Here is a 26,877-nt window from a genome sequence, read left to right as displayed (position 1 = left end):
TGAGCGAGGCACACCGCTCTCTCAGTGTGTCAAGGCCCCGCGAAGGCAATACTTTAACGGATTGGTCGGAACAATCCATCCTCTGACGGCTCAATTGTCGCCATCGGCCTTGTCTCTCGAAGTGCATGTATGCGACTCGGGTCAGCGAAAATAGTCGTGCGACTTTAACGTGCGCCCGTCAGCATTTCGCATACTTCCCAAAGGCGCCGGCCCGCATCGACATTCCGCGCGTGCGTTGCGACGTTCGCGTCACCGACGCGGCTCCCCCGTGCTTCGAATAGTCCCTGAGGCCCGTAATACCCACCCTCTTGGACATCCGGCGAAGTCGCCGCATACAAGGTCGGCAGCGCTCCTGCATACCCGCTATTCAATGCCGCGGCGATGACCTTGCCGACAAGCACTCTCAGCGCACGCTCAACCGCGTTGTAGTCCCCATTGCGGAAGAGATTCGTCTCGGCGACGCCCGGGTGCGCGGCTACGGACATCACGCGCGAGCCTTTAGCTCGCAAACGCCTGTCGAGCTCGAACGCCAACATCAGGTCAGCCAGCTTCGACTGCTGATACGCCCGCATCGGCGAATAGGAACGCGTCGACTGCAAGTCGTCGAAATCGAGCCTCCCGCGCTTATGCGCAATCGAAGCGATGGTCACGATGCGAGGCCGCTCGGCCGAATCACCTGCAGCCTGCTCGAGCGCCGGCATCAGCAACTCCGTCAGCAGAAAATGCCCGAGCACGTTCGTCCCGAATTGCAGTTCGAAACCATCGACGGTCTCGCGGCGACGAGGCGGCGCCATTACGCCGGCATTGTTGATGAGTATGTGGATGGGGCGTTGCCGCGCCAACTGCGTCCGCGTGAATTCGCGCACGGAGGCAAGCGAAGCAAGATCGACGGTCGCGACTTCGGACCGAGTCCCGGGCGCTTGCTTCGCTATGGCGGCGAGAGCGGTTTCGCCACGCGTTGTATCGCGGCAGGCCAGGATGACCTCCGCCCCCTTGCGCGCTAATTCGAGCGCCGCGTAAAAGCCGATGCCGCTATTCGCTCCAGTAATGAGTACGCGCTTGCCCGTTTGATCGGCGATATCGGCAACGGTCCACCGTGAAGCGATGTACATAGGCTGGAATCCCGAGAGATCAAATTTCCACGACCCTATCCCACGCGAACGCGGGATTCTCGATGCGCATCCGGCGCCGATCGATATATCCGCGAGGATTGCAGACGACGCGCGTACCCTCGGCGAAGTAGTCGAACGGCGTATGCGTATGGCCATGAATCCAGAGCGCGACAGGCGTGTGAACGAGCGTCGGCAAATGGCTGATGAAGCCTGCCGACACGAGATCGTTTGCAAAGCGTGGCGCCAGGCTGTCGCGATGCGGAGCATGATGAGTGACGACGATCGTCTTGCCGCCGAACGGCTTGGCGATTTCAGCCGCGAGCCAAGCGCGTGCTTGTCTATGCAGCGCGAGTGTGTCGCTCGGCATGAACTTGCGCGAGGGCGTGCCCGAGGTTTCGGCGCGATCGGCGCTCCATGCAAGCTGAATCGGTCCGCGGAAATCGACCATCACTTTTTCGGCCGCTGCCATCGCAGCTTCGCGCGCTTCGTCGTCCGCACCGAAGAGCTCGAAGTCGGTCCACAGCGTCGTTCCAAGCACGCGCCACCGGCCTTCTGGGTCAACGAGCGACGCGCTGTTCAGATAATGCACGTTGTCAGTGGCCGCCGCCGCGTCGCGCATCGCGACTTCGAGTGCGCCGAACTCGCCGTCATAGTACTCATGGTTGCCGGGCACATAGACGATCGGCGTGCGCGGGTCGAACATCTCCGCCGCCCAGCGTATGCCTTCGGCATGATTGTGAATGTCCCCGGCCAGCACGACGAGGTCGGCTTCGGCATGCGCGATTGCTTCGGGCTCGTCGCATTCGAGGTGGAGGTCCGACAGTACGCGGATTTTCATCTTGCACCTTCCCTTCGATCGTCGAGCATGTCATTTATCCCAATACCTTGCCGGGATTCATGAGCCCGAGCGGATCGAGCGCCGATTTGACGGCGCGCATCAGCGCGAGTTCGACGGGCGATTTGTAGTGGGCCGCAGCGCCGACCTTCAGCTGTCCAAGCCCATGCTCGGCACTGAGGCTGCCGTGATGCTTGTGCACGCTGTCATAGACGATGCGGTTCAGCGTCTCTTGGTACTGCGAAAGAAACGCCTTCGGATCGCCGCCCTCCGGCGCTTGAACGTTATAGTGCAGATTGCCGTCGCCAAGATGACCGAAGGTCACCATTCGCGCACCGGGCACCGACGCGGCGATCGCGGCGTCCGTTTCCTCGATGAACGTGGCGATGCGCGAAATCGGCACCGCGATGTCGTGCTTGATGTTGAGTCCTTCTTCGGCCTGCGCGAGCGGAATATGCTCGCGGAGATCCCAAAACGCACGCGATTGCGCGAGGTTCTCCGCGACGACGGCATCTTCAACGAGCCCCGACTCGAGTGCCTCTTCCATCATGCGCTCGAAGAGGCCGCGCGCGTGCTCTTCGCTTTCGCTGTCCGAAAGCTCGAGCAGCACGATCTGTGCGTGCGATGCATCGAACGGATAGCGCAATTGCGGGAAACGCTTGCCGACAAGGCGCAAGCAGAAATCCGACATCAACTCGAAGCCCGTCAGCAATGGGCCCGCATAGCGCCCTGCCAGCGCGAAGAAGTCGAGCGCGGCATGCGGGGAGGCGAGCCCGGCAAGGGCCGTCACGCGCGCCGCCGGCAGCGGATGCAGTTTCATGACGGCCGCGGTGATGATGCCCAGCGTGCCTTCCGCTCCGACATAAAGATCGCGCAAATCGTAGCCAGTGTTGTCTTTGCGCAGGCCGCGCAGCCCATCCCATATCTCTCCCTGGGGCGTCACCACTTCGAGGCCGAGGCAGAGTTCGCGCGCGTTGCCGTAGCGCAGAACAGCCGTGCCACCGGCGTTCGTCGCGAGGTTGCCGCCGATCGTGCAACTGCCTTCGGCGGCGAGGCTCAACGGGAAGAGCCGCCCCGCATCGCGGGCGCGGGTCTGCACTTCGGCCAGCACGACGCCGGCCTCGACCGTGATCGTGTTGTTGTGGGTATCGATCTCACGAACGCGATTGAGCCGGCCCAGGCTGACGACGGCCTGCTTGCCGCTCGCGTCGGGCGTCGCTCCGCCAGCAAGGCCGGTATTGCCGCCCTGCGGCACCAGCGGGACGCGGTGAGCGACGGCCAGGCGCACGAGCGCGGCCACTTCGTGAGAGGTGCCCGGCCGCAGCACGGCACAGGCGGCGCCCGTGTAGCGGCCGCGCCAGTCCGTCAGATAGGCAGCGGTATCGTTGGCATCGGTGAGCACATGGGCGGCGCCAATGGCATCGCGGCAGGCAGCGACAAAATCGGTCATCGTGGGAAAAGCGGCGGACGCGCTCGTCGGAGTGGAGATGTCTTATTGTGAACTGATCGACGCCCGCCGTGCGCGCGGTGCCGAAAGCGGGGCGCGAGCGAGTATCTGATGCTCCGGGTTTCGGTACTAATCGGCGTACGTCAGGGTGACGGCAGATCGGGCGACCGTTGTGCCTCGGCGGTTTCCGCCTGTCGCCGCGCCGCCTTCGCGGCCCGCTTGAATGGCGCCACATAGGCGAGCGCGCAAGCGAGGAAAGCGGCGGCAAGCGCCGTTTCGGCCCAGCCGAGCGCTGCCGACAGTCCCGCATCGCTCATGCCGCGCACGATGCCTTCGGCGAAGTAGAGCAGGATCAGCATCGACGCCCACTGAAGCGTATAGAGCCGCCGGCGCAATACACCGGGAAGGGCGAACGCGAGCGGCAGTGCCTTCAGCACGAGCGCCGAGCCGCCGGGCCTGAGCGGCGCGAGCCACCTTTCCCAGGCAATGGAGAGGACGATCAGTGCAACGAGCGCCGCGGCGGCACCGATGGCGGCTGCGGCGCATGCGCGCGGCCCGCCGGCGTCGTCCGAAATCGCGGACACCGATTCGGCCGTTTTCGCCGCCTGCTTCATGGGCGCCCGGCTAGCCGCGCCGCTGTGCGGGCGAGCCGAGTGCCTAGCGCGACGGCGAGCGCTTTCTCGTCATGCGAAAGCGCCGACTCGCGGGCCCCCGCGCCCGAGACATGCGAAGCACCGTAGGGCGTCCCGCCGCTTTGGGTGGCGGACAACGCGCTCTCGGTGTACGGGATGCCGACGAGCAGCATGCCGTGATGCAAAAGCGGCAACATCATCGAAAGCAGCGTCGTTTCCTGGCCGCCGTGGAGACTGCCTGTCGACGTGAAGACGCACGCGGGCTTGCCGGCGAGCGCGCCGCTCAGCCACTGTGGAGTCGTGCCGTCGAGAAAATGCTTGAGCGACGCCGCCATGTTGCCGAACCGCGTCGGCGAGCCGAGCGCGAGCCCCGCGCACTCCTCGAGGTCGCGCAGCTCCGCATAGGGCGGGCCGTCGGCTGGAATGTCGGGCTCGGTGGCTTCCGTGACGGGGGACACGCTCGGCACGGTGCGAATCCGGGACTGCATGCCGGGCACGCTATCGACCCCTTGCGCAATGGCGAGCGCCAATTCGCGCGTCGCTCCGTGACGGCTGTAATAGAGTACGAGAATATCCTTCATCAAGCCTCACTCATGAGCGGCCTATTATAGGGGCATTAGCCCGGCGCGACGGCGCGCGAGGCGCGCAGAGGCTCGAGTTCGGTTGTCGCCGCCGGCGTGCGGCTTTGCCCGGTATTCCCACGACGCGGAGAATTTCTTGCCCAAGCTGAGTTTCGATGTCGTCGCGCTCAAACGCCTGGCGCGCTTCGCCGCCAAGCGCAGCGGCGAAGACCGTATCGCCCAGGTGGCGGGGAGCCTCACGTTCACCACGATGCTGGCGATCGTCCCGCTCGCCACCGTCGCGTTCGCGCTTTTCACGGCGTTTCCGCTCTTCGCGACGTTCCAGGCTTCGCTGCAGACTTTCCTCGCGCAGCATCTGATGCCGGACCAGATCAACAACCAGATTTTCCGCTATCTGAATCAGTTCGCCTCGAAGGCGAAAGGGCTCACGACGGCAGGCATGATCGTGCTCTTCGTCACGTCCGTCATGACGATGATGACCGTGGAGTCGGCGTTCAACCTCATCTGGCGCGTCCCCAAGCCGCGGCCGTTCGCGCAGCGCGTCCTCGTCTACTGGGCGATCATCACGCTCGGGCCGCTCCTCATCGGCGTCAGTCTTTCGATCACCTCGCACCTCTTCACACGCCCGACCGGACTCGCGAGCGAGCTCTCGCCGTTGATCGAATGGGCGCTTTCGGGTGCCGCGCTGCCGTTTACGGCGTTCGTGTTCACGATGCTCTACGTCTATCTGCCGAACTGCGCGGTTCAGTGGCGCGACGCGCTGGTGGGCGGACTCTTGGCTTCGGTGGCGTTCGAAATCGCCAAGCGCGGCTTCGGCTATTACGTACGCCACATCCCGACGTACACGGCCGTCTATGGGGCGTTCGCCACGGTGCCGATGTTTCTGCTCTGGGTCTACCTGAGCTGGTTCATCACGCTGGCTGGGGCGACGATCGTATCGGCGTTGCCCGCGATCCGCGCCGGCGAGTTTCACAGGCACGCCTATCCGGGCGGCGATCTCGTCGACGCCCTCGAGCTTTTGGCGCGGCTTGACGACGCGCGAGAGGCGGGCCGGCCCGGATGCACCGTCGCCGAGCTCGCGCGCGCCGCGCGCTGCGATCTGGATACGGCGACGCGACTCGTCGAACAGTTGTGCCGGCGCGAATGGATCATGCGTCTGCAGGACGGCGGCGATGGGGTCGCACGTTACGCTTTGCTCGGCAATCCCGCTCAGATCACGGTTTCGCGGGTTTTCGACGTGTTCGTCATCGATCGTGCCGAACTCGAATACCAGCTCAAGCTCAGTTCGACGCGCGTGGATGCCGACGCTTTGCTCAGCGCGCTCAACAACGACAAGCTCGATATTTCGCTTGCGACTCTGCTTGCCGTCCGGAACGCGCGTGCCGCGCATGCCGGCGACGACATGAGATCAACGGCCGCGAGGCCTCGGCACGCGGTGTGACGGCGGCCCGCGGGTCGCCGTTGCGCCGGCCTTCCGCGCTAATGGCTAAAGCGAAATCTTTCCGACGCAGATGTCCTTGAACATCACCCAATCGCCCATCAGGCTATAGACCGGGTGACGGAACGTGGCGGGCCGGTTCTTCTCGAAGAAGAAGTGGCCGATCCAGGCGAAACCGTATCCGCACACGATCGCAGCCGGCAGCCAGAGCCAGTTCCCTGTCGCGACCGCCATCGCGATGCAGCCGATCACACCCAGCGAGCCGATGAAATGGAGCCGCCGGCAGGCGGTATTGCGGTGCTCGCCGAGATAGAACGGATAGAACTCGGCAAAGCTCGCGAACCGAACGGGATGAGCGCCATGATCCATGACAACCTCCGTTTGCGCCGAAGTCCGCCGATTCGCGCAGCTTTGATCGATGCGATAGCCGGGGCGGCGGTTCGTTGGTCGGTTCATTTTGCGGCGAAAGCCCGGGTTGCCGCAACTCTGCCAGCGACGTCGCGGGCGTCACGGTTGCGGCTTTCCCTCCAGCAGCGGACGCGCAAATTCGATCAGCGCATCGAGTGTGCCGTCGGGCTGCTCGGTCATCAAAGCGTGCCCCGAGTCGAGCACGACGGTGTCCACTTCGACGCCGGCCGCCACCAGCGCGTCAGCCAAGGCGCGCGCGGCGCGAGGCGGCGTCATCATGTCTTTCGCCCCCACGATGAGCCGTACCGGGCAACGCACCTGCCCGGCGCGCACGAGGCCGTCCGCATAGGCGTGGCAGGCCGCGAAATCGGTATGGAAGAGCTGCGCTTCGCCCCGCGCCGCGACGTGTTCCATCAAGCGTTGGTTCATCCCGTGCAGCCAGAACCCGGGGCCGGGGCACGACGGCTTGGCGGCGATCGTCGAGTGCGACCACCGATTGACGAGATCGATGGCTTCCGCCTCGCGGTTCAGTGCGGCGTCGAGCAGCGCATCCGAGACCGTCATCGGCACGGCCGTGGCAAGCAGTGCGAGCCGTGCCACTCGATGAGGATAGCGTCCGGCGAAATCGAGCGCGACGAGCGAGCCCATGCTGTGGCCGGCAACGAACGCCGACGCGGCCCCGACGGCGTCGCAAAGCGCGGCGACCCAATCCGCCAGTTCGCCGACGCTCGCGGCTGCCGGGCCGGCGCTGCGTCCGTGGCCGGGCAGATCGACGGCGAGCAGATTGAAGCCGTGGTAGGCGAAATAGCGGCTTTGCAGGGCCCAGACGCTGTGATCATGCTCGGCGCCGTGCAGAAAAACGGCGGTCGGACGCGCGGGATCGAATCGCTTGCCGGCCGTGTAGGCGTAGACGGCCCTGCCGTTGAGGTCGACGATCATGGCCGCTCCTTTTTTGCGGCCGGAGCGGATGCGGCGCCAGCCTGCGCGGTCTTTGCCGCCGCCTTCAGCGCGCGTTTGAGATCGTCGATGAGATCGTCGGGATCTTCCAGCCCGATCGAAAGGCGAATCGTGCCTTCGCTGATGCCTGCCGCGGCGAGCGCGGCCGCGTCCATGCGGAAATGCGTGGTCGACGCCGGATGGATCACGAGCGAGCGCACGTCGCCGACGTTCGCGAGGTGCGAGAAGAGCGTGAGGGCTTCGATGAAGCGCCGCCCCGCCGCGCGATCGCCGCGCAGATCGAAGCTGACGACGGCGCCGGCGCCCCGCGGCAGCAGCCTTTGGGCCAGCGCATGATCGGGGTGCGAATCGAGCTCGGGATAAGCGACGGATGCAATGGCCGGATGCGCGGCGAGGAACTCGACGATCCGGCGGGTATTGGCGACATGCCTTTCCATCCGCAGCGGCAGCGTCTCGATGCCCTGCAGCAATTGCCACGCGGCCTGCGGATGCAGGCAGGCGCCGAAATCGCGCAATCCTTCGCGCCGCGCGCGCAGCAGGAACGGCGCGACAGTGCTCTCCTCGGCGAACACCATGCCGTGAAAGCCCTCGTAGGGCTCGGTGAGCTCCGGAAAGCGGCCGGAGGCAGTGAAGTCGAACTTGCCGCCGTCGACGAGCACGCCGCCGACCGTCGTCCCGTGGCCGCCGAGGAATTTCGTCGCCGAGTGGTAGACGAAATCCGCGCCATGCTCGAACGGCTTCAGCAGATACGGCGTCGTGAACGTCGAGTCGACCAGGAGCGGCACGCGATGCTCGTGAGCGATTTGCGCCACGGCGGCGATATCGAGCACGTCGAGCCCCGGATTGCCGAGCGTCTCTCCGAACAAGAGCCGCGTGTCAGGCCGCACGGCGGCGCGCCACGCGTCGAGATCGCGCGGCTCGACGAACGTCGTCTCGATGCCGAAGCGGCGCAGCGTGTAGTGCAGCAGATTGTGCGAGCCGCCGTAGAGCGCATTCGAGGCGACGATATGCGAGCCGGCACCCATCAGTGTGACGATCGCGAGGTGCAGGGCGGCCTGTCCGCTCGCGGTGCCGATCGCGCCCGCGCCGTCTTCGAGCGCCGCGACGCGTTCCTCGAAGACGGCGACGGTGGGATTCGAGATCCGCGAATAGACGTGCCCCGCGCGCTCCATGTTGAAGAGCGCCGCGGCGTGATCGCTGTCGCGGAAAACGAATGCGGTGCTCTGATGGATCGGCGTGGCGCGCGCGCCTGTCGCGGGGTCGGGCGCCGCGCCGGCGTGCACGGCGAGCGTGTCGAAGCGGTTGGCTGACATCGGAGGGCGGCCGGTCGCGTCCGGCGTGGGTTGGCCTGTCGGCCATCGTATCATCGCGCGGCGCCGGCTAAAGCCGATCCGCTAAATGTCGGCCCCAGGTCTGTCAGCCAGAGTCGGAATCGTCCGAAAATCGGCGCTCGGCTTTCCTTTTAGGGGCCTTTCCGCTAGGATCGGTTGATCCGTTGAAGTTTTAGGAGGGGGAGACCATGAAAGTCAGCGATATCCTGAAGGTCAAGGGCAACACGCTCTTTACCGTCACACCCGATACACCGCTCAGTGATGCCGTGGTGACGATGGCTGAGCATGATATCGGCTCGCTCGTGGTCATGGAGTATGGCGACCTCGTCGGGATGCTGACGTTTCGCGAAATCATTCTGACGCTGCGCGAAAACAATGGATCGGTCGGCGAGCGGATCATCCGCAACGTCATGGACCAGCATCCGCTCACCTGCACGCCCGAGACGGACGTCAACGAAGTGCGCCGCATGATGCTCGAGCACCATGTCCGCTACCTGCCCGTCCTCGACAGCAAGACGCTGATGGGCGTCATCTCGTTCTACGACGTGGCGAAGGCCGTCGTCGAAGAACAGAGTTTCGAAAACCGCATGCTCAAGGCGTACATTCGCGATTGGCCCGAGGAGGGCGAGCCGCAGCAGCTGAGCTGAACCTAGGCCTCTTCGGGTTTTCCCGCCCTCGAGGGCACCCCCTCGGCCCTCGAGGCGTGCGGGCGCGGCGCTGAGCGCCCGCTGAATGCCCCTTCAGCGCCGCTTCGCGCGGCGATTGTCGATTCACCGGGGCATCGGCCGTTCCGTGGTCATCGCCTCGATTTGACGCCGTCCTATTCATGAGTGACCGCCCGTTGTCGATTACGCCGCAGGCTCGGCGCGCGCAGCGCGAACCGCATTCGCAATACGCTCTGCTCAAAGCACGCCGCTTCGCGCCTTTTTTCTGGACGCAATTCCTCGGTGCCCTGAACGACAACGTTTTCAAGGTGGGATTTACTTCGCTCGTCACCTATGAGACGGCGCGTTTTTCGGGCGTCGACGCAAAGACGGCCGCATTCCTGATTTCGGCGATTTTCATCGCGCCTTTCGTCCTCTTCTCGGCGACGTCCGGCCAAATCGCCGATAAATACGATAAAGCGACGCTGACGCGTTTCGTGAAAACGTTCGAGATCGGCATCATGCTCGTCGGCGCCGCCGGTTTTCTGACTCATCACGCGGTGCTCCTTTACGCCTGCACGTTCATGATGGGCATGCACTCGACCCTATTCGGGCCGGTCAAGTACGCCTATCTTCCGCAGCATCTCGACGAGCACGAACTCGTCGGCGGCAACGGGCTCGTGGAGATGGGCACGTTCGTGGCGATTTTGATCGGCACGATCATCGGCGGGGCGGCCGCTGCTTTTCCGGGAACCGGGGCGGTCATTCTCGCTTGCACGTGCGTGACGGTTGCGCTTGGCGGCCGCGCCGTCTCGGGCTTCGTTCCGGTTTCGCCGGCGTCGCAGCCCGACTTGCGGATCAACTGGAACCCCTTGAGCGAGACGTGGCGCAACCTCGCGCTCGCGCGCGGCAACCGCACGGTGTTCCTGAGCCTGCTCGGCATTTCCTGGCTCTGGTTCGTCGGTGCCACGTTTCTCACGTCGTTTTTCAGCTTCGCGAAGGATGTCCTTTCGGCCAACCCGGACGTGGTGACCGTGCTGCTGGCCACATTTTCGATCGGCATCGGCTCGGGCTCGCTTCTCTGCGAACGGCTTTCGAAGCGGCGCGTCGAAGTCGGGCTCGTGCCGCTCGGCTCGATCGGCATGAGCGTTTTCGCGATCGATCTCTACTTCGCGAGCCACGCGCTGCCTCCGGCGCAGCATCTGCTCGGCGTGGGCGCGTTTCTCGGCGAGCTCGCGCACTGGCGCGTCCTGGCCGACCTCTTTCTGCTTGCGATGTTCGGCGGCTTCTACAGTGTGCCGCTCTACGCCCTGATTCAAAGCCGCAGCCAGCCCACGCATCGCGCGCGAATCATCGCGGCGAACAACATTCTCAATGCGTTCTTCATGATCGTCTCATCGCTCATGGCGATCGCGCTCACGTCGGCAGGCGTCAGCATTCCGGGCATTTTTCTGACGACCGCGCTGTTGAACGTCGTGGTCGCGGCCTACATCTATTCGCTCGTACCGGAGTTCCTGCTCCGGTTCGTGGCATGGATTCTCGTCCATACGTTTTACCGGATCCGGCTCGTGCATCCGGAGCGCATACCGGAACGAGGCGCCGCCGTGCTCGTCTGCAATCACGTCAGTTATGTCGATGCGCTCGTCATCATGGCCGAGAGCCCGCGCCCGATACGCTTCGTGATGGACCATCGCATCTTTCGCACGCCGTTCGCCGGCTGGCTGTTCCGCCATGCGAAAGCGATTCCGATCGCGCCCGCGCATGAAGCGCCGGCGTTGCTCGAGCGCGCTTACGAGGCCTGCGCGGCCGCGCTCGAGGAGGGCGAGCTCGTCTGCATTTTCCCCGAGGGCAAGCTGACGAAAGATGGCGAAATCAACACGTTTCGCCATGGCGTGACGCGGATCGTCGAACGAACGCCCGTCCCCGTCGTGCCGATGGCGTTGCGCGGGCTCTGGGGCAGCGTATTTTCCCGCGCAGCGCAGGCGCAATGGCCGCGCCCAGTGAAAAAGGGCGTCATGAGCCGTCTGACGCTCGCCGTGGCGGAGCCGCTCGAGCCGGATTCGGCGACGCCCGAGACGTTGCAGCGCATCGTCACCGAACTGCGCGGGCCGCGCAAATAGGGCCAGCCTCGGCCTGAAGCGCGCGGTGCTGCATAATATCGGTCTTTCCGCATCGATTTCGTAGGCCACGTCCATGTCCGGCAATACTCTCGGCAAGCTCTTTACCGTCACGACGTTCGGCGAATCGCACGGGCCGGCCATCGGCTGCGTCATCGACGGCTGCCCGCCCGGCATGGCCCTCGCCGAAGCCGACGTGCAGATCGAACTGGATCGCCGCAAGCCCGGCACGTCGCGCCATGTGACGCAGCGTCGTGAGGAGGACAAAGTCGAGATTCTCTCCGGCGTGTTCGAAGGCGTGACGACGGGTACGCCGATCGCGCTCTTGATTCGCAATACCGACCAGCGCAGCAAGGACTACGGCAACATCGCCGAGACCTTCCGTCCCGGCCACGCCGATTACACCTATTGGCAGAAGTATGGCGTGCGCGATTACCGTGGCGGCGGGCGTTCGTCGGCACGCTTGACGGCAGCCACCGTGGCGGCCGGCGCCGTCGCGAAGAAATGGCTGCGCGAGCGCTTCGGCGTGGAAGTGCGCGGTTACATGAGTGCGCTAGGTGCGATCGAGGTGCCATTCGTCGACTGGTCGCACGTGAGCGAGAACCCGTTTTTCGTGCCGAACGCCGAGATCGTCCCCCAGCTCGAGGCTTATATGGATGAGTTGCGCAAGGAGGGGGATTCGATCGGCGCACGGATCAACGTCGTGGCGAGCGGTGTTCCGGTAGGCCTAGGCGAACCGTTGTTCGATCGTCTCGATGCCGACATTGCCCATGCAATGATGGGCATCAACGCCGTGAAGGGTGTTGAGATCGGCGCCGGATTCGCGAGCGTCGCGCAGCGCGGCTCGGAGCATGGCGACGAGCTGACGCCCGAGGGCTTCGTCGGCAACAACGCGGGCGGCATACTCGGCGGGATATCGACGGGGCAGGACATCACGGTCTCGATCGCGATCAAGCCGACATCGAGCATTCGTACGCCACGTCGCTCGATCGATAAGGCGGGGCAGCCTGCCGTCGTCGAGACATTCGGCCGTCACGACCCGTGCGTCGGCATTCGTGCCACACCGATCGCGGAAGCGACGCTCGCGCTCGTTCTGATCGACCACGTGTTGCGCCATCGAGCGCAATGTGCCGACGTGCAGGTGACGACGCCCAAGATTCCTGCGAGCGCGCCCTCTAAGTAAGGCAAGGCGGTTGCCGGAGACGGAAAGGGGGAGACGATATCCGGCGCGGCGGCAACGTTGGGCGCGGCCGTCGATGCGGGTGCCGGCGAGCGCGTACCGGCACCGGATGTCACATGCTCCCGTAGTTCGGCCCGCCGCCGCCCTCCGGGGTGACCCAGACTATGTTCTGCGTCGGATCCTTGATGTCGCAGGTCTTGCAATGCACGCAGTTCTGCGCATTGATGACGAGCCGTTCGCTGCCGTCCTCGTTTTTGACGAATTCATAGACGGCGGCCGGGCAATATCTGCCTTCCGGCCCGGCATAGGTGCGCAGGTTGATGTCGACGGGCACCGCCGGATCCTTCAGCGTCAGGTGCGCCGGCTGGTTTTCCTCGTGGTTCGTGTTCGACAGGAAGACCGACGAAAGCCGGTCGAACGTCAGTTTGCCATCGGGCTTCGGATAGACGATCGGCGTGCACTGCGAGGCGGGCTTCAGCATCTCGTTGTCGCGATGTTGGTGATGCAGCGTCCATGGCACGTTTCCGCCGAGAAGCTTTTGCTCGATGCCCACCATCAGCGTGCCGAGGTAGAGCCCTTTGCTCATCCACTGCTTGAAGTTGCGCGCGCGGTTCAGCTCCTCGTGGAGCCACGACTGCTTGAATGAGTCCGGGTACGCCGAGAGCTCATCGCCTTGCCGTCCCGCCTGCACAGCGTCGAATGCGGCAACGGCTGCAAGCATGCCGCTCTTGATGGCCGCATGCGAACCCTTGATCCGCGAGGCATTGAGGAAACCGGCATCATCGCCGACGAGCGCGCCACCCGGAAACACGAGCTTCGGCAGCGACATGAGGCCGCCCGCCGTGATCGCACGCGCGCCATACGAAATGCGCTTGCCGCCTTCGAGCACCTTGCGGATTTCCGGATGCGTCTTGTAGCGCTGGAACTCCTCGAACGGCGAGAGGTAGGGGTTCGAATAGCCGAGGCCGACGACGAAGCCCACGACCACCTGGTTGTTGTCCGCGTGATAAAGAAACGAGCCGCCGTACGTCTGCGTATCGAGCGGCCAGCCTGCCGTATGGATCACGAGCCCGGGCTGGTGCTTCGCCGGATCGATCTCCCACAGTTCCTTGATGCCGATGCCGTAGACCTGCGGATCGGCATCGCGGTCGAGCTTGAATTTGTCGTTCAGTTGCCGGCCGAGGTGTCCGCGCGCGCCTTCGCAAAAGAGCGTGTACTTCGCGTGCAACTCCATGCCGAGCTGGAAGTTCTCGGTCGGCTCGCCGTCTTTGCCGATGCCCATATTGCCGGTGGCGACGCCTTTTACCGAGCCGTCTTCGTTGTAGAGCACCTCGGCGGCCGCAAAGCCCGGGAAAATCTCCACGCCGAGCGCCTCGGCCTGCTGCCCCAGCCAGCGCGTGACGTTGCCGAGGCTGATCACGTAGTTGCCGTGATTCTTGAAGTTGTCGGGCAGCGCCCAGTTCGGCGTCTTGAAGGCGCCTTTCTCGGAGAGGAAGAGGAAACGGTCTTCCGTGACGGGCACGGTCAGCGGCGCGCCTTTGTTCTTCCAGTCGGGAATGAGCTCGGTAATGGCGCGCGGGTCCATGACCGCGCCCGACAAAATATGCGCACCGATTTCGGACCCCTTTTCGAGCACGCATACGCCAAACTCGACGCCTTTTTCCTGCGCGAGCTGCTTGAGCCGGATCGCGGCCGACAGGCCCGCGGGGCCGCCGCCGACGATCACGACGTCATACTCCATCGACTCGCGCGGACCGTATTGCTCGATGAGGCTTTGTGGGGTCATGGAGGCTCCTCTGCCGTTAGAATGCTTTTTTCGGGTTCGTATTGTCAGCGAACGTCGAAGGGGCTGCAACCGACGAGAGCGAGATTAGCACGATCGTTCTATTATTGAGGCAGACGAAGGAACCACAATGGGCCGTTCGATCAATCTGGAAGGGAAGGTCGCGCTGATCACAGGCGCATCGAGCGGGCTCGGCAAGCGCTTTGCGCAGGTGCTCTCGCAGGCTGGCGCGAAGGTGGTGCTGGCGAGCCGTCGAGTCGAATTACTGAAGGAGCTGCGCGCCGAAATCGAGGCATCGGGCGGTGCCGCGCACGTCGTTTCGCTCGATGTGACCGACTATCAGAGCATCAAGTCGGCCGTTGCACATGCCGAGACGGAGGCGGGCACCATCGACATACTCGTCAACAACTCGGGCGTGTCCACGACGCAGAAGCTGACCGAGGTCACGCCGGCCGATTTCGAGTACGTATTCGATACGAACACGCGCGGCGCGTTCTTCGTGGCGCAGGAAGTGGCGAAGCGGATGATCATGCGCTCGGGGGGCGCCAATCAGAAGCCGGTGTACCGGATCATCAACATTGCGTCGGTGGCGGGCTTGCGCGTGTTGCCGCAGATCGGCCTTTACTCGATGAGCAAGGCCGCCGTCGTCCACATGACGAAGGCGATGGCGCTCGAATGGGGACGGCACGGCATCAATGTCAACGCCATCTGTCCCGGCTATATCGACACCGAGATCAACCACCACCATTGGTCGACGGAGCAGGGGCAGAAATTGCTGTCGATGTTGCCGCGCAAGCGGGTGGGACAGCCGGAGGATCTTGAAGGCTTGCTGCTCTTGCTCGCGGCCGACGAGTCTCAATTCATCAACGGTGCCGTCATCGCGGCGGACGATGGGTTCGCGTTGGCGTAAGCTTGATCGCCAAGCGCGAGCACGAAGCGCTGTGCGCGAGGCGCCGGACCGCTTTGGCTTTTTTGGGAATAACTTGAAGTGACAATCAACGATTACCACCCCGTGTTCGAAATGTCGATGCCGATCCGGTGGGGTGACATGGATGCTTTCGGCCATGTGAACAACACCGTGTACTTCCGTTACATGGAGCAGGTGCGCATCAGCTGGTTCGAGCGGCTCGGCTTGGTCGGCGCGACGGAAGACGGGCAGGGGCCCGTCATCGTCAATGCATCGATGGAGTTTTTGCGCCAGCTTCACTATCCGGGCGACATCATCGGCCGGATGTCGGTCGGCAAGCCGGGGCGCAGCAGTTTCGATACGGGCTTCGAGCTCGTGCGCGCTGACGATTCAGGCACGCTCTACGCGCGCGGCGCCGCGCGTTGCGTATGGGTCGATTACGCGGCCGGCAAGTCGCTGCCGATGCCCGAGCGGCTGCGCAAGCTGCTCGAGCATGCGGAATTGGAACGAGCGACCTGAGCACTGAACGCGAGCGCAAGCGCGGCGCCTGCTGCTCGCCCGCCGCCGTGTCGCCGGCTGGCTTCACTGCCTTGGCCTAATGCCCAAGCAGCCGCTGCAGCAACTCGGTCGCGTTCCCCGTGCCGAACTTGCGCATGAGTCGCGCGCGATAGATATCGACCGTGCGCGAGCTGATATCGAGCGCGCGGCCGATCTGCTTGCTCGTCTTGCCCGTCGCCAGTTGCGCGGCGACTTCCCGCTCGCGCGGCGTCAGCTCGACGGCGACCCGGCGCGTCGCGCTCAAATCCTCGAACGTCCAGACCCCGGCCGCGAGCGGCGCGTGCCGCTCGAGCGCGCGCCCCGTGACGTGACACCAGAACAGCTCGCCGTCGGCGCGTTTCATGATGCGGTCGTCGGCGTAGCTGCCGTGGGCCGTCATGATCGGCGCAATGCGCTCACCGATCCGCTCGAACTCGTCAGGCGACGGATAGAGCACGCGAAACGATTGTCCAATCAGCGATGCACGATCGCAGCGGAAGATTTTCGCCACCGCGTCGTTGCAATCTTCGATGACGCGGTCGCGCGAAAGCACGAGCCCGATAGGGGCGAGATGGAAAGCGGTCTGATAGTCGAGTTGCGGCATGGTTTGCGGTGCGGTGGCGAACGCCCGGGCCGTTCAGTCGGAGCGGCAGGGCGGGCCTTTCACTTATGTAGTTTTGCGTATTGTGCCGCAAGCGCCGGCCGTCTTACGCTGTGGCCGGACATAAAAGGGGCGTGACAGCGTTTCGCAAGAGACTGTTGCAAGCTTTCATTCAAGATCGGACGCCCTAGAATAGGGGAGCGCCGGCTTTCGCTCGAGCCGAGCCGGGCGTTCCGAATTCAGGAATCCAAATCGTGGAAGGGACAATCACATGAACAAGGTCTATCCCAGCGCGTCTGCCGCCCTCGCGGACATCGTGAAGGACGGGCAGACGTTCGCCGTGGGCGGCTTCGGCCTCTGCGGCATTCCCGAAGCGCTGATCGCCGCGTTGCGCGACTCGGGCGTGAAGGGCATTACCTGCATCAGCAACAATGCGGGCGTCGACGGCTTCGGTCTCGGCCTTCTGCTCCAGACGCGGCAAGTCAAGAAGATGATTTCGTCGTATGTCGGGGAGAACAAGGAGTTCGAGCGCCAGTATCTCGCCGGCGAGCTCGAGCTCGAGTTCACGCCTCAGGGCACGCTCGCGGAGAAGCTGCGCGCGGGCGGCGCCGGCATTCCCGCGTTCTATACGAACACGGGCTTCGGCACGATGATCGCCGAAGGCAAGGAAACGCGCCAGTTCGGCGAGAACCACTACGTGCTCGAGCATTCGCTGACGGCCGATGTTGGTCTCGTGAAGGCGTGGAAGGCGGACAAGTCCGGCAATCTGATCTACCGCCGCACGGCACGCAACTTCAACCCGATGTGCGCGATGGCGGGACGCATCACCGTCGCCGAGGTGGAGGAGATCGTCGAAGTTGGCGAGCTCGATCCCGATGCGATCCATACGCCGGGGATTTTCGTGCAGCGGATCGTGCTCAATGCGCATCCGGAAAAACGCATCGAACAACGCGTCGTGCGCGCGAAGGGAGACTGACATGGCTTGGACCCGTGAACAAATGGCCGCGCGCGCGGCTCGCGAACTGCAAGACGGCTTCTATGTGAACCTCGGCATCGGGTTGCCGACGCTCGTCGCCAACTACGTTCCCGCGGGCATCGAGGTCTGGCTCCAATCCGAAAACGGGTTGCTCGGCATCGGGCCGTCGCCGACCGAAGACGAAATCGATCCGGACCTCATCAACGCCGGCAAGCAGACGATCACCACGCTGCCGGGCTCGTCGATTTTTTCCTCGGCCGATTCGTTCGCGATGATCCGCGGCGGCCATATCAATCTCGCGATACTCGGCGCGATGCAGGTCAGCAAGACGGGCGACCTCGCCAACTGGATGATCCCGGGCAAGATGATCAAGGGCATGGGCGGCGCGATGGACCTCGTGGCGGGCGTGAAGCGCGTCGTCGTGCTGATGGAGCACGTGGCGAAGGGCGATCAGCACAAGATTCTCGAGAGCTGCTCGCTGCCGCTGACAGGCGTCGGGGTGGTGGACCGGATCATCACGGACCTCGGCGTCATCGACGTGACCGACGCGGGACTGAAACTGGTCGAACTCGCGCCCGGCGTAACGGTCGACGAAATTCAGGCGAAGACGGGCGCGCCACTCGACGTCAGCGCCGTGCATTGACCGATCGGCCGGCGGATTCCACGCCGGCTGCAAGACGGGCGAGGCAGGCGCTTCGCCCGTTTTTCGTTTTTGCTACGAGGGTCGCTCATGAGCCAGTTGCCCAGCACCGAGTCCACGGCATCTTTCCCCGCATCTTTCGCGTCTTCCGCGGTTTCCGGCCACGCCGCCCCGCGTCAACGTTACGTCCAGTGCGCCAATCCGGCGGGCCTGCACCGAATTGCCTATACGGAATGGGGTGATTCGGAGAACCCGCGCGTGCTCGTCTGTGTGCATGGCTTGACGCGCTCGAGCCGCGATTTCGACCGCGTGGCGGCCTCGCTGTCAGACGTATACCGAGTCGTCTGTCCCGATGTCGCCGGACGCGGGTTGTCCGACTGGCTGCCCGACCCGATGCGCTACGCGATTCCACAGTATGTGGCCGACATGGTCACGCTGATCGCCCGGCTCGACGTGGAAACCGTCGACTGGTTCGGCACGTCGATGGGCGGCCTCATTGGGATGTCGCTGGCTGGCCTGTCGGGCACGCCCGTGCGCAAGCTGCTGCTCAACGATATCGGACCCCACATCGAGCCGGCGGCGCTCGAGCGGATCGGATCCTATGTCGGGCAACCCGTGCGCTTCGCGACGCTCGATGAAGGCATCGGCCATGCCGCGTTGCTCGCGGCCTCGTTCGGCCCGCTGACGGGCGACGAATGGCGCGAAATCAATACGCCGCTGCTGCGCGAGCGCGAGGATGGCGCTTGGGAGTTTCGCTACGATCCCGCGATCGCCGTGCCCTTCAATGCGACGACGCCCGAGGCCGGCGCGGCAGGTGAAGCGATGCTGTGGCGGCTTTTCGAGGGCATCGCGTGCCCGGCGCTCGTCGTGCGCGGGGCGACGTCGGACCTGCTTTCGCGGGAGACCGTCGCACAGATGGTTGAGCGCGGGCAATCCGTCTCGAGCGTCGAGATCGAAGGCGCAGGCCATGCGCCGGCCTTTCTCGACCCTGGCCAAATAGCCATCGCGCGGCGGTTCTTCGTCGGCAAAGACGAGGCGGCGTCATAATATAGGTTCGGCCGCGGCGGGCGAGGGCATCAAGCGCGAATGCGCCACGAGGTGCTTTGTCGGACCCTGAAGCGCGGCCGGTCAACCTTCACCTCGAACCAGGACCTCATCAAATGGCAGTCATTCGTCATCACGTCGGCAAGCGCCTCTCCGAAATCGCGATCCACAACGGCACCATCTATCTGGCCGGGCAGATCGCCGAGGATACGACGCAGGACATCACCGGTCAGACGCGCGAAGTGCTGGGCCATATCGATCGCCTGCTCGGCGAGGCGAATAGCGACAAATCGCTGCTGTTGTCGGTGCAGATCTATCTGTCCGACATGGAAAACTTCGGCGGCATGAACGCGGTGTGGGATGAATGGGTCGCGCAGGGCGCGACGCCGCCGCGCGCGACCGTCGAAGCGAAGCTCGCCAATCCGGAATGCCTCGTCGAAGTCGTCGTCGTCGCGGCTCAGAAGAGCTGAACGGGACGCTTGCGATCGATCGATTTCGCTGAGCCGCCGACATTGCCTGACAGATAGCGCAAGGCAGCTCGCGCAGTGGCCATGATTACCGAAAACGACGCCGCCACCTTACCTTCCTTCGAGGATGCCATCGCCTTCGTGCGCGAGCACGCGGGCGAGGCGCGGCTGCCCTCGGGCGAACCGCTCGCCGCTCACGCGGAGGGCACGGCCTCGATCGTGCGCAAGCTCAACGTCGATCCGCCAGCGGTGCTGGCGGCGGCGCTGTTCACGCTGACGCCGTGCCTCGACGATCCCGAGCACCTGCTCGCCGAACGCTTCGGCGAGGAAGTCGCGCAACTTGTCGCCAACGTGCGCAAGCTGCTGCGCCTGGGCACGGTGAGCCTGCACGCGGCCGCCCAAAACGTTCAATCCGAGAGCGGAAGTCGCGACGCCGAAGCGGAGCGCCGCGCCCAGATCGAAGCGCTGCGCAAGATGCTGCTCGCGTTCGCGCAAGACATTCGCGTCGTGCTGATCCGGCTTGCTTCGCGGCTCCAGTCGCTGCGCTACTACGCGGCGACGAAAACGTCACCGGGCATCGAAGTGGCGCGCGAAACGCTCGAGATCTACGCGCCGCTCGCGAACCGGCTCGGCATCTGGCAGCTCAAGTGGGAGCTCGAGGATCTCGCGTTTCGCTTCGAAGACCCGGAAACCTACAAGCGGATCGCGAAGCTGCTCGACGAGAAGCGCGTCGAGCGGGAGACGTATGTCGCGCGAGCGATCGAGCAGCTCGAAGAAGAGCTTGCCTCGGCGCATATCAAGGCCGAAGTCAGCGGCCGGCCCAAGCATATCTACAGCATCTGGCGCAAGATGCGCGGCAAGGCGCTCGATTTCGCCGATGTCTACGACGTGCGCGCGTTTCGCGTGATCGTTCCCGACATCAAAGACTGCTACACGGTGCTCGGCATCGTGCACAACCTCTGGCAGCCGGTGCCGAAGGAGTTCGACGACTATATCTCGCGGCCGAAGCCGAACGGCTACAAGTCGCTGCATACGGTGGTGATCGGCGACGACGGCCGTGCGTTCGAAGTGCAGATTCGCACGCAGGAGATGCACCAGTTCGCCGAGTACGGCGTCGCGGCTCACTGGCGCTACAAGGAGGCGGGCGCGCGCGGCTATGGCGGCCAGTTCAGCGCGAGCGAGAAATACGACGAGAAGATCGCCTGGCTGCGGCAGCTGCTCGCCTGGAAGGACGACGTCGCCGAGGGCGGGGAGGATGCGAGCAAGCCGTGGGAGCAACTGCGTCAGGCAACGCTCGACGACGACCACATTTACGTGCTCACGCCGCAAGCACGCGTGATCGCGCTGCCGCAGGGGGCCACGCCTGTCGATTTCGCCTATCACTTGCATAGCGAGCTCGGGCACCGCTGCCGCGGGGCACGCGTGGACGGCGCGATGGTGCCGCTCAACACGCCTCTTGCGAACGGCCAGACGGTCGAGATCGTCGCGGTGAAGGAGGGCGGCCCGTCGCGGGACTGGCTCAATCCGCAACTCGGCTACCTGCAAAGCGCGCGCGCCCGGCAGAAGGTGCGCGCGTGGTTCAACGCGATCGATCAGCAGGAGAACATCGCGACCGGCCGGGCGATGGTCGAAAAGACATTGCAGCGCGAGGGCAAGACGTCGGTCAGCCTCGATCAGCTCGCGGCCAAGCTGGGGTTCAAGTCGCCCGAAGACCTCTTCAATGTCGTCGGCAAAGAGGAATACAGCCTGCGCAACATCGAGCAGGCGCTTACGGAAGCGCCGCCGCCCGAGCCGCAGCCTGAAGCGCCCGCGCAGTTCGAAAAGCGCGGCAGCGGCGCCAGCGTCGCGCAGGGAGCCTCGGCGGGCGTGCTCGTCGTCGGCGTCGATGCGCTGCTCACGCAGCTCGCGCGCTGCTGTCGTCCGGCGCCGCCCGACGACATCAGCGGCTTCGTCACGCGCGGCAAGGGCGTCTCGATTCATCGCAACGACTGTCCGATGTTCCGGCGCATGGCGGCACGCGCGCCTGAGCGCGTGCTGCAGACCGCCTGGTCCGCGGAGGTGCTCGGCGGGCGCGGCGCATCGGTTTATCCGGTCGACATCGCGATCGAGGCGCAAGACAGGCAAGGGTTGTTGCGCGACATCTCGGAGGTGTTCGCCCGCGAGAAGGTCAACGTCGTCGGCGTGAAGAGCCAGAGCCGCCGCGATACCGCGTTTATGCAATTCACGGTCGAGGTATCGAATTCGACACAGGTTCAGCGCGCCTGCGCGTTGCTCGGCGAGGTCGCCGGCGTCGTGCGCGCCGCGCGCAAGAGTTGAGTCGTCGCAGCTTTTCGCGAATTGCAGAAAAGGGGCTTGCCAAGCTTTGATAGGCTCCCTATAATCTCACTTCTCTCAGGCTCGTAGCTCAGCTGGTTAGAGCACCACCTTGACATGGTGGGGGTCGTTGGTTCGAGTCCAATCGAGCCTACCAACGAAATCACGAAGGCCCGGATCGCTGGGTTTTCATGGAAGCGAAACACGCTACTCGTAGCGTACAAGGCGAATACGGTTATGACACCGCGAACGTTTACCGGAACTACTTCGGAGCGACGCTAGTCGAGGACCTCTTTCGCCCTTCCAAGTCTTGCTGTTTCAAAGTGAATGCGGCCCCTCGAAAGCGGGGCCGCATTTTTTTTCCCCGCTTTCGCGCTGGTCGGTTGGGTTTCGAGAATCTGCTGGTAGTCATCAACCGCTTGTTTTATTGCCGCGCGCGCCGCGGCAACCGGAGAGAACGCAATGGTTTCGATACGCCTGCCTGATGGTTCGGTGCGACAGTACGATCATCCGGTGACGGTCGCGGAAGTGGCGGCCTCCATCGGCCCCGGCCTGGCGAAGGCTGCGCTCGGCGGGAAGGTCGACGGCGAGCTCGTCGATACATCCGCGCTGATCGATCGTGATGCCTCGCTTGCGATCGTCACCGAGAAGGACGCTGAAGGCCTCGACATCATCCGGCATTCGGCGGCGCACCTGCTCGCGTACGCGGTGAAGGATCTGTACCCCGAGGCCCAGGTCACGATCGGTCCGGTGATCGACAACGGCTTTTACTACGACTTCGCCTATCAGCGGCCGTTTACGCCCGAAGACCTCGAGCGGATCGAAAAGCGCATGCAGGAGCTCGCGAAGAAAGACGAGCCCGTTTCGCGGCGCGTCGTTTCGCGTGACGAAGCCGTGGCGTATTTCAAGAGCATCGGCGAGAAATACAAGGCCGAGATCATCGAGTCGATTCCCGCGAGCGACGAAATCAAGCTCTACTCGCACGGCGGCTTCACGGATCTTTGCCGCGGGCCGCACGTGCCGTCCACGGGCAAGCTCAAGGTGTTCAAGCTGATGAAGGTCGCGGGCGCCTACTGGCGCGGCGACTCGAAAAACGAGCAGCTGCAGCGGATCTACGGCACGGCCTGGGCGAAGAAGGAAGATCAGGACGCCTATCTGCACATGCTCGAGGAAGCTGAGAAGCGCGATCACCGCAAGCTCGGCCGTCAGCTCGACCTCTTTCACCTGCAGGACGAATCGCCGGGCATGGTGTTCTGGCATCCGAAGGGCTGGACGCTCTGGCAGCAAGTCGAGCAGTACATGCGCCGACGCGTGAACGCGGACGGCTATCTCGAGATCAAGACGCCGATGATCATGGACCGTTCGCTCTGGGAGGCGTCGGGCCATTGGCAGAACTATCGCGAGAACATGTTCACGACCGAATCGGAGAAGCGCGACTACGCGATCAAGCCGATGAACTGCCCGGGCCACGTGCAGGTGTTCAAGCACGGCCTGCGCTCTTATCGCGACCTGCCGCTGCGCTACGCCGAGTTCGGCTCGTGCCACCGCAACGAGGCATCGGGCGCGCTGCATGGCCTCATGCGTGTGCGCGGCTTCGTGCAGGACGATGCGCACATCTTCTGCACCGAGGATCAGTTCATCGCCGAGTCGATCAAGTTCAACACGCTCGCGATGAGCGTCTACCGCGATTTCGGGTTCGAGCAGATCGACATCAAGCTCTCGCTGCGGCCCGAGCAGCGCGCCGGCACGGACGAGATCTGGGACCAGGCGGAAGACGGGCTGCGTCACGCACTGACGGCCTGCGGCCTGCAGTGGGAGGAGCTCGATGGCGAAGGTGCGTTCTATGGCCCGAAGATCGAGTACCACATCAAGGATGCGCTCGGCCGCTCATGGCAGTGCGGCACGCTGCAGCTCGACATGGTGCTGCCCGAGCGGCTCGGCGCCGAGTATGTCGCCGAAGACAACAGCCGCCGCCGGCCGGTGATGCTGCATCGGGCGATCGTCGGATCGATGGAGCGTTTTCTCGGTATCCTGATCGAGCATCATGCCGGCGCGATGCCGCCGTGGCTCGCGCCGACGCAGGCGGTCGTGATGAATATCGCCGAAAGCCAGGCCGAATACGCCAGTGGGATCGCCCAATCGTTGCAAAAACAAGGAGTTAGGATCGAGGCCGATTTGCGCAACGAGAAAATTAGCTATAAAATACGCGAGCATACGCTCGAAAAGGTCCCGTATCTGCTTGTGGTCGGCGACAAAGAGCGTGAAGCACAAACGGTAGCCGTGCGTGCCCGTGGCGGTGTGGATCTGGGCGTCATGCCGATCGACACCTTCGTTGAGCGCCTGCGTCAGGACATCCAGGCCTTCAAGTGAAGCCACTGCGGCAGCGCGGCTCGTTTTTTTAATCTTTAGAGGAAACGGAACATCGCTACTGAAAAGTCGCATCGCATCAACGGTGAGATCACGGCACCCGAGGTGCGTCTGGTCGGAGTCGACAACGAACCGCTCGGCATCGTAAAACTGGCAGAGGCTTTCCGGCTGTCGGAGCAGCAGGACGTGGATCTGGTGGAAATCGCTCCCCAAGCTTCCCCGCCTGTCTGCCGTCTGATGGATTACGGCAAGTTCAAATACCAGGAAGCGAAGAAGCAACACGAGGCCAAGCTCAAGCAGAAGGTCATCCAGGTCAAGGAAGTGAAGTTCCGCCCGGGGACCGATGACGGCGATTACAACGTCAAGCTGCGCAACCTCGTGCGCTTCCTCGAGGACGGCGACAAGACGAAGATCACGTTGCGTTTTCGTGGGCGTGAGATGGCGCACCAGGAAATCGGCATGCGGATGCTCGAGCGCTTGCGCACGGACCTCGACGAGGTCGGTCAGGTCGAGCAGATGCCGAAGATGGAAGGCCGCCAGATGATCATGGTGCTCGCGCCGAAAAAGAAGAAGTGAGAAGACGTGCGGCGTATCGGGCGGCTCTTTCGAGAGCCGCCGGCGCGAAGCGTGTCGTCGATTTATGTAGGGTAGGAAAAGCAGGTTTTGGAAGCACAGCGGGTTTCGAGGTGTTTCCTGAAAAGGCGGCGGTCGGCAACGGCGCGCCGCAAACAAGTGGACTGGGTTTCGAAGGGCGGTTGAGGGGCTTTTTGCCGGCCGCACACCCATCGCCATCTAATAAACGGAGTTGTTCGTCATGCCTAAGATGAAAACCAAGAAGAGCGCTGCAAAGCGCTTCGTGGTGCGTCCGGGCGGTACCGTCAAGCGCGGTCAAGCCTTCAAGCGCCACATCCTCACGAAGAAGACCACGAAGAACAAGCGTCACTTGCGCGGTTCGGCCGCCGTCCATGATACGAATCTGGACGCCGTTCGCGCGATGCTGCCGTTCGCTTAACCTCAACCGACACTCATAGGAGAGAAACATGCCTCGAGTCAAACGTGGGGTTACAGCACGTGCCCGCCACAAGAAGATCATCAACCTCGCGAAAGGCTACCGCGGCCGCCGCAACAACGTGTTCCGCATTGCCAAGCAAGCGGTCATGCGCGCGGGCCAATATGCCTATCGCGATCGTCGCAACAAGAAGCGCGTCTTCCGTGCGCTGTGGATCACGCGTATCAACGCGGCTGTGCGTCAGCACGACATGACGTACAGCGTGTTCATCAACGGCTTGAAGAAGGCCTCGATCGACCTCGACCGCAAGGTTCTGGCCGACATGGCTGTCTTCGACAAGGCTGCTTTTGCCGCGATCGTGAAGCAGGTGAAAGCCGCCGTTGCAGCCTGATTGATAGACTGCGTGGTTCGTGGCGGCGATTTCGGCGGCAAGCCGATATCGCCGCAACAAAAACGGGGGCTCCTCACCGAGCCCCCGTTTTTGTTGGCGGGCAAAACATCGTTAAACAGTTTTCGACGTTGAAATGAAGGGATCAATGGATCTGGACCAGATAGTTGCCGACGCGCACAAAGCCTTCGGCGAAGCGGCCGATAGTGTCACGCTCGAAAACGAGAAGGCGCGCTTCCTTGGCAAGTCGGGTGTGCTGACCGAGCTTCTGAAAGGGCTGGGCAAGCTCGATCCCGACGCGCGCAAGGCGGAAGGCGCGCGCATCAACGTCGCCAAGCAGCAGGTCGAGGCGGCGCTGACCGCACGCCGCGAGGCGCTGGCCGAATTGCTGCTGAACCAGCGTCTCGCCGCGGAAGCCGTCGATGTCACGCTGCCGGGCCGCGGCCACGGCGCGGGGAGCTTGCATCCGGTGATGCGGACGTGGGAGCGTGTCGAGCGGATCTTCGGCTCGATCGGCTTCGATGTCGCCGACGGCCCCGAAATCGAGACCGACTGGTACAACTTCACCGCGTTGAATAGCCCCGAGAACCATCCGGCGCGCTCGATGCAGGATACGTTCTACATTGACGGGAACGACGAGGGCGGCCGGCCGCTGCTATTGCGCACGCACACGAGCCCGATGCAGGTCCGCTATGCGCGCAGCAACAAGCCGCCGATCAAGGTGATCGTGCCGGGCCGGACCTATCGCGTCGACAGCGATGCGACGCACTCGCCGATGTTCAACCAGCTCGAGGGACTTTGGATCGACGAGAACATCAGCTTCGCCGACCTGAAGGGCGTCTATACCGACTTCCTCAAGAAGTTCTTCGAGCGCGACGATATTCTCGTGCGCTTCAGGCCGTCGTATTTCCCGTTCACGGAGCCGTCGGCCGAAATCGACATGAAATTCGAGGAAGGCAAAAACGCCGGCAGGTGGCTCGAGATTTCGGGCTCGGGCCAAGTGCATCCGAACGTGATCCGCAACATGGGCCTGGACCCGGAGCGTTACATCGGCTTCGCATTCGGCAGCGGGCTCGAGCGGCTGACGATGCTGCGCTACGGCGTGCAAGACTTGCGGCTCTTCTTCGAGGGCGACTTGCGTTTCCTTCAGCAATTCGCCTGAG

At 63.7% G+C, this 26,877-nt stretch carries 26 protein-coding genes and 1 tRNA gene; 17 read left to right on the top strand and 10 right to left on the bottom strand.

The genetic code is table 11. The annotated features are described in order from the left end of the window. Positions 1 to 164 precede the first annotated feature (164 nt). The 5 genes from C9I57_RS11280 to wrbA all read right to left on the bottom strand — a co-directional run bounded on the left by C9I57_RS11280 (position 165) and on the right by wrbA (position 4,607). Positions 165 to 1,112 (bottom strand): oxidoreductase, encoded by a 948-nt coding sequence (locus tag C9I57_RS11280; protein WP_107150776.1) that lies wholly within the window; start codon positions 1,110 to 1,112, stop codon positions 165 to 167. A gap of 19 nt (positions 1,113 to 1,131) precedes the next feature. After that, entirely contained in the window at positions 1,132 to 1,950 is an 819-nt protein-coding gene (locus tag C9I57_RS11275; RefSeq protein ID WP_107150775.1) for a metallophosphoesterase, read from the bottom strand. A 34-nt stretch (positions 1,951 to 1,984) separates the two neighbouring features. Further along, a complete protein-coding gene (locus tag C9I57_RS11270) occupies positions 1,985 to 3,397 on the bottom strand; it encodes an FAD-binding oxidoreductase (protein WP_107150774.1) in 1,413 nt (470 codons plus the stop codon). A gap of 140 nt (positions 3,398 to 3,537) precedes the next feature. Further along, positions 3,538 to 4,008, bottom strand: coding sequence for a DUF2069 domain-containing protein (locus C9I57_RS11265; protein WP_018440708.1), 471 nt, complete (start codon positions 4,006 to 4,008; stop codon positions 3,538 to 3,540). Then, positions 4,005 to 4,607: an NAD(P)H:quinone oxidoreductase gene (wrbA, locus tag C9I57_RS11260; RefSeq protein WP_018440707.1), complete on the bottom strand. Its 603-nt coding sequence runs from the start codon at positions 4,605 to 4,607 to the stop codon at positions 4,005 to 4,007. Before wrbA ends, C9I57_RS11265 begins: the two co-directional genes overlap by 4 nt. Before the next feature lie 136 nt (positions 4,608 to 4,743). On the opposite strand from wrbA, the gene C9I57_RS11255 reads away from it, so the two are divergent. Then, positions 4,744 to 6,048, top strand: a complete 1,305-nt coding sequence (locus tag C9I57_RS11255; RefSeq protein ID WP_107151046.1) for a YihY family inner membrane protein — start codon at positions 4,744 to 4,746, stop codon at positions 6,046 to 6,048. A gap of 45 nt (positions 6,049 to 6,093) precedes the next feature. Here C9I57_RS11255 and C9I57_RS11250 read toward each other — a convergent pair whose 3' ends face one another. The 3 genes from C9I57_RS11250 to C9I57_RS11240 all read right to left on the bottom strand — a co-directional run bounded on the left by C9I57_RS11250 (position 6,094) and on the right by C9I57_RS11240 (position 8,723). Further along, positions 6,094 to 6,414 carry an Mpo1-like protein gene (locus C9I57_RS11250; protein WP_107151045.1) on the bottom strand — a complete coding sequence of 107 codons (321 nt, stop codon included), beginning with the start codon at positions 6,412 to 6,414 and terminating at the stop codon, positions 6,094 to 6,096. A gap of 138 nt (positions 6,415 to 6,552) precedes the next feature. Then, positions 6,553 to 7,392 (bottom strand): alpha/beta fold hydrolase, encoded by an 840-nt coding sequence (locus C9I57_RS11245; protein ID WP_107150773.1) that lies wholly within the window; start codon positions 7,390 to 7,392, stop codon positions 6,553 to 6,555. Continuing rightward, positions 7,389 to 8,723, bottom strand: a complete 1,335-nt coding sequence (locus C9I57_RS11240) for an O-acetylhomoserine aminocarboxypropyltransferase (RefSeq protein WP_107150772.1) — start codon at positions 8,721 to 8,723, stop codon at positions 7,389 to 7,391. Before C9I57_RS11240 ends, C9I57_RS11245 begins: the two co-directional genes overlap by 4 nt. Before the next feature lie 206 nt (positions 8,724 to 8,929). On the opposite strand from C9I57_RS11240, the gene C9I57_RS11235 reads away from it, so the two are divergent. The 3 genes from C9I57_RS11235 (at position 8,930) to aroC (ending at position 12,685) form a co-directional block, all read left to right on the top strand. After that, entirely contained in the window at positions 8,930 to 9,388 is a 459-nt protein-coding gene (locus C9I57_RS11235; RefSeq protein ID WP_107150771.1) for a CBS domain-containing protein, read from the top strand. A gap of 179 nt (positions 9,389 to 9,567) precedes the next feature. Further along, on the top strand, positions 9,568 to 11,505 hold the full coding sequence (locus C9I57_RS11230; protein WP_107150770.1) for an MFS transporter: 1,938 nt from the start codon (positions 9,568 to 9,570) through the stop codon (positions 11,503 to 11,505). A gap of 73 nt (positions 11,506 to 11,578) precedes the next feature. Then, on the top strand, positions 11,579 to 12,685 hold the full coding sequence (gene aroC, locus C9I57_RS11225; RefSeq protein WP_107150769.1) for a chorismate synthase: 1,107 nt from the start codon (positions 11,579 to 11,581) through the stop codon (positions 12,683 to 12,685). A gap of 109 nt (positions 12,686 to 12,794) precedes the next feature. Here the strand turns inward: aroC and C9I57_RS11220 are convergent, their stop codons facing one another. Then, the gene (locus C9I57_RS11220) at positions 12,795 to 14,468 is read right to left on the bottom strand and encodes an electron transfer flavoprotein-ubiquinone oxidoreductase (RefSeq protein ID WP_107150768.1); all 1,674 of its coding nucleotides are present in this window, start codon (positions 14,466 to 14,468) and stop codon (positions 12,795 to 12,797) included. Between the two features lie 127 nt (positions 14,469 to 14,595). Here C9I57_RS11220 and C9I57_RS11215 point away from each other — a divergent pair, with 127 nt between their 5' ends. Both C9I57_RS11215 and C9I57_RS11210 read left to right on the top strand, forming a co-directional pair. Continuing rightward, positions 14,596 to 15,375: an SDR family oxidoreductase gene (locus C9I57_RS11215; RefSeq protein WP_107150767.1), complete on the top strand. Its 780-nt coding sequence runs from the start codon at positions 14,596 to 14,598 to the stop codon at positions 15,373 to 15,375. Between the two features lie 84 nt (positions 15,376 to 15,459). Continuing rightward, complete coding sequence (locus C9I57_RS11210) at positions 15,460 to 15,891, top strand: acyl-CoA thioesterase (RefSeq protein ID WP_107151044.1); 432 nt, start codon at positions 15,460 to 15,462, stop codon at positions 15,889 to 15,891. Between the two features lie 76 nt (positions 15,892 to 15,967). Here C9I57_RS11210 and C9I57_RS11205 read toward each other — a convergent pair whose 3' ends face one another. Beyond that, positions 15,968 to 16,513 (bottom strand): PAS and helix-turn-helix domain-containing protein, encoded by a 546-nt coding sequence (locus C9I57_RS11205; RefSeq protein ID WP_107150766.1) that lies wholly within the window; start codon positions 16,511 to 16,513, stop codon positions 15,968 to 15,970. A 268-nt stretch (positions 16,514 to 16,781) separates the two neighbouring features. On the opposite strand from C9I57_RS11205, the gene C9I57_RS11200 reads away from it, so the two are divergent. From C9I57_RS11200 to pheS, 11 genes are all read left to right on the top strand, one after another. Beyond that, positions 16,782 to 17,486: a CoA transferase subunit A gene (locus C9I57_RS11200; protein ID WP_107150765.1), complete on the top strand. Its 705-nt coding sequence runs from the start codon at positions 16,782 to 16,784 to the stop codon at positions 17,484 to 17,486. Position 17,487: 1 nt separating this feature from the next. Then, complete coding sequence (locus C9I57_RS11195; protein WP_107150764.1) at positions 17,488 to 18,129, top strand: CoA transferase subunit B; 642 nt, start codon at positions 17,488 to 17,490, stop codon at positions 18,127 to 18,129. An 87-nt stretch (positions 18,130 to 18,216) separates the two neighbouring features. Then, on the top strand, positions 18,217 to 19,173 hold the full coding sequence (locus tag C9I57_RS11190) for an alpha/beta fold hydrolase (protein ID WP_107150763.1): 957 nt from the start codon (positions 18,217 to 18,219) through the stop codon (positions 19,171 to 19,173). Between the two features lie 113 nt (positions 19,174 to 19,286). Further along, positions 19,287 to 19,640, top strand: a complete 354-nt coding sequence (locus C9I57_RS11185; protein WP_107150762.1) for a RidA family protein — start codon at positions 19,287 to 19,289, stop codon at positions 19,638 to 19,640. Between the two features lie 81 nt (positions 19,641 to 19,721). Beyond that, a complete protein-coding gene (locus C9I57_RS11180) occupies positions 19,722 to 21,953 on the top strand; it encodes a RelA/SpoT family protein (RefSeq protein ID WP_107150761.1) in 2,232 nt (743 codons plus the stop codon). Positions 21,954 to 22,030: 77 nt separating this feature from the next. Then, positions 22,031 to 22,107, top strand: a tRNA-Val gene (locus tag C9I57_RS11175). A 305-nt stretch (positions 22,108 to 22,412) separates the two neighbouring features. Beyond that, positions 22,413 to 24,320, top strand: coding sequence for a threonine--tRNA ligase (gene thrS, locus C9I57_RS11170; protein ID WP_107150759.1), 1,908 nt, complete (start codon positions 22,413 to 22,415; stop codon positions 24,318 to 24,320). A gap of 51 nt (positions 24,321 to 24,371) precedes the next feature. Beyond that, positions 24,372 to 24,893 (top strand): translation initiation factor IF-3, encoded by a 522-nt coding sequence (gene infC / locus C9I57_RS11165; protein WP_083925609.1) that lies wholly within the window; start codon positions 24,372 to 24,374, stop codon positions 24,891 to 24,893. Between the two features lie 238 nt (positions 24,894 to 25,131). Beyond that, the gene (gene rpmI / locus C9I57_RS11160) at positions 25,132 to 25,329 is read left to right on the top strand and encodes a 50S ribosomal protein L35 (RefSeq protein WP_107150758.1); all 198 of its coding nucleotides are present in this window, start codon (positions 25,132 to 25,134) and stop codon (positions 25,327 to 25,329) included. Positions 25,330 to 25,357: 28 nt separating this feature from the next. Continuing rightward, on the top strand, positions 25,358 to 25,717 hold the full coding sequence (rplT, locus tag C9I57_RS11155; protein ID WP_018440686.1) for a 50S ribosomal protein L20: 360 nt from the start codon (positions 25,358 to 25,360) through the stop codon (positions 25,715 to 25,717). 145 nt (positions 25,718 to 25,862) lie between these two features. Continuing rightward, on the top strand, positions 25,863 to 26,876 hold the full coding sequence (pheS, locus tag C9I57_RS11150) for a phenylalanine--tRNA ligase subunit alpha (RefSeq protein WP_107150756.1): 1,014 nt from the start codon (positions 25,863 to 25,865) through the stop codon (positions 26,874 to 26,876). The last annotated feature ends 1 nt before the right edge of the window (position 26,877 follow it).

Source organism: Trinickia symbiotica (assembly GCF_003028655.1).
GTDB classification, from domain to species: domain Bacteria; phylum Pseudomonadota; class Gammaproteobacteria; order Burkholderiales; family Burkholderiaceae; genus Trinickia; species Trinickia symbiotica_A.
This window is presented reverse-complemented; position numbering and strand designations above follow the sequence as displayed.

Bases quoted from the DNA above. Each gene is read 5' to 3' on its own strand.
- C9I57_RS11280 (WP_107150776.1), bottom strand. From the start codon at position 1,112: ATGTACATCGCTTCACGGTGGACCGTTGCCGATATCGCCGATCAAACG.
- C9I57_RS11275 (WP_107150775.1), bottom strand. From the start codon at position 1,950: ATGAAAATCCGCGTACTGTCGGACCTCCACCTCGAATGCGACGAGCCC.
- C9I57_RS11270 (WP_107150774.1), bottom strand. From the start codon at position 3,397: ATGACCGATTTTGTCGCTGCCTGCCGCGATGCCATTGGCGCCGCCCAT.
- C9I57_RS11265 (WP_018440708.1), bottom strand. From the start codon at position 4,008: ATGAAGCAGGCGGCGAAAACGGCCGAATCGGTGTCCGCGATTTCGGAC.
- wrbA (WP_018440707.1), bottom strand. From the start codon at position 4,607: ATGAAGGATATTCTCGTACTCTATTACAGCCGTCACGGAGCGACGCGC.
- C9I57_RS11250 (WP_107151045.1), bottom strand. From the start codon at position 6,414: ATGGATCATGGCGCTCATCCCGTTCGGTTCGCGAGCTTTGCCGAGTTC.
- C9I57_RS11245 (WP_107150773.1), bottom strand. From the start codon at position 7,392: ATGATCGTCGACCTCAACGGCAGGGCCGTCTACGCCTACACGGCCGGC.
- C9I57_RS11240 (WP_107150772.1), bottom strand. From the start codon at position 8,723: ATGTCAGCCAACCGCTTCGACACGCTCGCCGTGCACGCCGGCGCGGCG.
- C9I57_RS11235 (WP_107150771.1), top strand. From the start codon at position 8,930: ATGAAAGTCAGCGATATCCTGAAGGTCAAGGGCAACACGCTCTTTACC.
- C9I57_RS11230 (WP_107150770.1), top strand. From the start codon at position 9,568: ATGAGTGACCGCCCGTTGTCGATTACGCCGCAGGCTCGGCGCGCGCAG.
- aroC (WP_107150769.1), top strand. From the start codon at position 11,579: ATGTCCGGCAATACTCTCGGCAAGCTCTTTACCGTCACGACGTTCGGC.
- C9I57_RS11220 (WP_107150768.1), bottom strand. From the start codon at position 14,468: ATGACCCCACAAAGCCTCATCGAGCAATACGGTCCGCGCGAGTCGATG.
- C9I57_RS11215 (WP_107150767.1), top strand. From the start codon at position 14,596: ATGGGCCGTTCGATCAATCTGGAAGGGAAGGTCGCGCTGATCACAGGC.
- C9I57_RS11205 (WP_107150766.1), bottom strand. From the start codon at position 16,513: ATGCCGCAACTCGACTATCAGACCGCTTTCCATCTCGCCCCTATCGGG.
- C9I57_RS11200 (WP_107150765.1), top strand. From the start codon at position 16,782: ATGAACAAGGTCTATCCCAGCGCGTCTGCCGCCCTCGCGGACATCGTG.
- C9I57_RS11195 (WP_107150764.1), top strand. From the start codon at position 17,488: ATGGCTTGGACCCGTGAACAAATGGCCGCGCGCGCGGCTCGCGAACTG.
- C9I57_RS11190 (WP_107150763.1), top strand. From the start codon at position 18,217: ATGAGCCAGTTGCCCAGCACCGAGTCCACGGCATCTTTCCCCGCATCT.
- C9I57_RS11185 (WP_107150762.1), top strand. From the start codon at position 19,287: ATGGCAGTCATTCGTCATCACGTCGGCAAGCGCCTCTCCGAAATCGCG.
- C9I57_RS11180 (WP_107150761.1), top strand. From the start codon at position 19,722: ATGATTACCGAAAACGACGCCGCCACCTTACCTTCCTTCGAGGATGCC.
- thrS (WP_107150759.1), top strand. From the start codon at position 22,413: ATGGTTTCGATACGCCTGCCTGATGGTTCGGTGCGACAGTACGATCAT.
- rpmI (WP_107150758.1), top strand. From the start codon at position 25,132: ATGCCTAAGATGAAAACCAAGAAGAGCGCTGCAAAGCGCTTCGTGGTG.
- rplT (WP_018440686.1), top strand. From the start codon at position 25,358: ATGCCTCGAGTCAAACGTGGGGTTACAGCACGTGCCCGCCACAAGAAG.
- pheS (WP_107150756.1), top strand. From the start codon at position 25,863: ATGGATCTGGACCAGATAGTTGCCGACGCGCACAAAGCCTTCGGCGAA.